Consider the following 2,838-nt stretch of genomic DNA (forward strand, 5'->3'; position numbering starts at 1 on the left):
CTCGGTGAAGACCACCCGGACACTGTGGCCGTGCGCGAGACACTATCCGCCCTCGACACGGATTCCTGAACGCGGCGGGTCAGAACGCCAACGCGGTGAGGGTCTCCGCGGCCCCCGGATTCGAGACCTTGCGGCCGAGGTAGGTGCTCAGCGTCAGCGATGGGTTCTGGTGACCGAGGACATCGGCGATCTGGCGGGGTGAGTGCCCGTCCTCGTCCAACAAGGTCGCGACAGACTTTCGTCCGAACAGGTGAGAGGTCAGTCCGGGGAATCCGGCGTCCGTGACCGCGTCGCGGATGTCGGCCTGCGTGTTGCTCGGGTCCCGTAGGCCACCCTTCGGCGCCGGGAACACGATGTCCGACGGGGCCTGTCCCGCGTGCCGGGCGCGCAGCATCCCCACCGCCCACCCCGGAATCAGGAGCAGCCGGTGTCCCGCCTTGGACTTCGGGCGAGGCTTGTTGATCAGACCCTGCCCCGGCACCCGCACAACCGTGGACCGGATCTCGATGGTGCCCGCGTCCAGGTCGACCGCGTTCCAGACCAGGCCGCAGATCTCCCCGATCCGCGCGCCCGACGCCATCAGCGCGTCGACCAGGTCCGGGATGTCACGGCGCCGGGCCCGCTCGTCATAGGTCAGCAGCGCCCGCAACTGCCGGAGCTGTGCGAGGCTCAGTGACCGCGGTGCCGGCTTCGGGGTGATCCGGGCGATCGGGCCCGCGTCGCGGACCAGGTTGCGGTCCAGAGCGTCCACACGGGCCGCCATGGCGCACATGCCCGACATCACCGCGCGGGCCATCTTCGCCGTGCCGGGGCCGCTCTTGTCCGTGACCGCCGCCAGGAAGCGGTCCACGAGCCCGACCGTGAGCTGACGGACCTTCACCTCACCGAGGGCCGGGTACACGTGCCGATCCAGCGTGCCGCGGTAGGCCGAGATCGTGTTGGGGGATAGGTCCCGCTTACCCATGGCGACGAACCATGCCTCCCCGAGGACCTTCACCGCGGTGTCCCCGGTGATGTCGCCGTCCCCGATGGCGACCCGTACGCGGTCACGCAGAGCACGCCGCAACGCCTGTTCCGCGGCGGCTTTGGAGGTGCCGCTACGTTCCACCTCGCGACGGACGCCGTCATGATCGCGGTAGAAGCAGCGTGCGCGGACGCCATTCGTTGTCGTGCTGAAAAAGATCTTCCCGCCGGTGCCGAGGTCCATCGCCGGACGCGCCATGCCCCACCGTCCACATCGTCAGGATGTCGGAGAACGGTCGTAAGCATAGCTTGATCATCCCGTACAAATCCCGTACTTTGGCTGATCAAAAACGCTGAGAGTCGACCATTCATCGTCTGCCGGAACGGCTGGAGGTGCAGGTCATGACAGGTTTTGGAAGGGGTCGGCGAATATCGAAAACACGTAAATGCTAATCCGTCGGTCGTGGGTTCGAGCCCCACCCGCCCCACATCCGCATCATCCCAGGTCAGGCAGGCTTTTTCGCCGGCCCGCGGCGCGCCCTGGTGGCCTTTCGATCACGGCTGGTCCGCACTGAGTCCGCAGGTGTCCGCAGGCCGTCCGCGTTGCTGGCGGACGTAAGCGTGGGGTTTCCGTGGGGCTGGGCCGCTCCGGCGGCCTGGTCGAGGCGGTCCGCGAGCGCGTCGAGGTCGTCCGCGAACAGCCCGGCGTAGACGTCGAGGGTCATGGCCGCCGAGGCGTGGCCGAGCATCCGCTGTACGGCCTTGACGTTCGCGCCGGCCGCGACCGCCAGCGACGCCGCGGTGTGCCGCAGCTCGTGCGGGGTGAGCCCGGGAAGACTCGCGTCGATCGCCGCCTGGTCGAAGACGTCCCGGCGGAAGTTGTTGTTGCGCAGCACCCCGCCGCCGCGTGCTGTGAAGACGAGATCGTCAGGCCCTTTGCCGGCGAGGTGTCCGGCGAGCGCGTTGGCAAGGAAGCGGGGGATGGGGACGCTGCGGCGCTGGTGGCTCTTGGGGGTGTCGAAGACGAGATGCCCTTCGACCTCCGTCACCGACTCGGCGACCTCCAGACGACGGCGCAGCAGGTTGACCCGCCGGACGCGCAGCGCGGCGAGTTCGCCCCAGGGCAGGCCGGTGTACGCCAGGGTGTAGATCACCAGCCCGTCCGTCTCGCCGCAGGCCGTGGCCATCGCCTTGACCTGGCTGTGGTCGAGGAAGAGCTTGTCCGGGATCCGCGCCGGTGGGAGCCGCACTCCCTTTGCCGGATTGCGGACGATCCGGTTGTCCTTCACCGCCAGGTCGAGCATCAGCGACAGCACCCGGTAGGCCTGCCGGACGGAGGACGGCGACAGGCCGTCTGCCGAAAGTTCGGTGATCCAGGTGGCCACGTCCGCGTGCGAGACGGCGGACAGCGGCGTGCGGCCCCAGCGCGGGAGCACCTGACGGCGGAGGAGACCGGCGTACCGGGCGCGGGTGGTCTGCTTCAGTTGGCCGAGGGTGCCCGTCCACCGTTGCGACCAGTCCTCCACGGTGATCCGGGCCGCGGGCCGGGTCGACCCATTCGCCGCGAGTTTTCGCCGTCTCGACGCCGGCAAGCCAGCGTTCCGCGTCGACCTTCCGGTCGAAGTGCCGGGCGTGCTCCTTGCCGGACGGGTCGCGGTACCGGGCCCGCCATTTTCCATCGGGACGTTTCTTCACACTCGCCATCTCACGCCGCTTTCTGGGTGTCGAGCCACTGCCGGATATTGGTCGGGTCGTAGCGCAGCCACCGGCCGACGCGGTAGCAGGAAGGGCCGATGCCCCGATGCCGCCACTGGTACAGCGTCGAGACCGGAACGCCGAGATACTCGGCTGTCTCCTCGGCCGACCACAGCCGCT

Annotated in this window: 3 protein-coding genes and 1 pseudogene; all 4 read right to left on the bottom strand. The window is 68.8% G+C overall.

The features are described 5' to 3' along the window. Window positions 1-79: 79 nt before the first annotated feature. The 4 genes and pseudogenes from AC08OV_RS19030 to AC08OV_RS19045 all read right to left on the bottom strand — a co-directional run bounded on the left by AC08OV_RS19030 (window position 80) and on the right by AC08OV_RS19045 (window position 2,833). Window positions 80-1,222: a site-specific integrase gene (locus tag AC08OV_RS19030; RefSeq protein WP_476616176.1), complete on the bottom strand. Its 1,143-nt coding sequence runs from the start codon at window positions 1,220-1,222 to the stop codon at window positions 80-82. A 247-nt stretch (window positions 1,223-1,469) separates the two neighbouring features. Then, window positions 1,470-2,555 carry a tyrosine-type recombinase/integrase gene (locus AC08OV_RS19035; RefSeq protein ID WP_476620050.1) on the bottom strand — a complete coding sequence of 362 codons (1,086 nt, stop codon included), beginning with the start codon at window positions 2,553-2,555 and terminating at the stop codon, window positions 1,470-1,472. Window positions 2,556-2,595: 40 nt separating this feature from the next. Next, window positions 2,596-2,667 (bottom strand): annotated as a pseudogene (locus tag AC08OV_RS19040) (hypothetical protein); the annotation flags it as partial. Window position 2,668: 1 nt separating this feature from the next. Continuing rightward, window positions 2,669-2,833: a helix-turn-helix domain-containing protein gene (locus AC08OV_RS19045; RefSeq protein WP_476616178.1), complete on the bottom strand. Its 165-nt coding sequence runs from the start codon at window positions 2,831-2,833 to the stop codon at window positions 2,669-2,671. Window positions 2,834-2,838 lie beyond the last annotated feature (5 nt).

The organism is Frankia sp. CeTa3Moorea, from assembly GCF_978021225.1.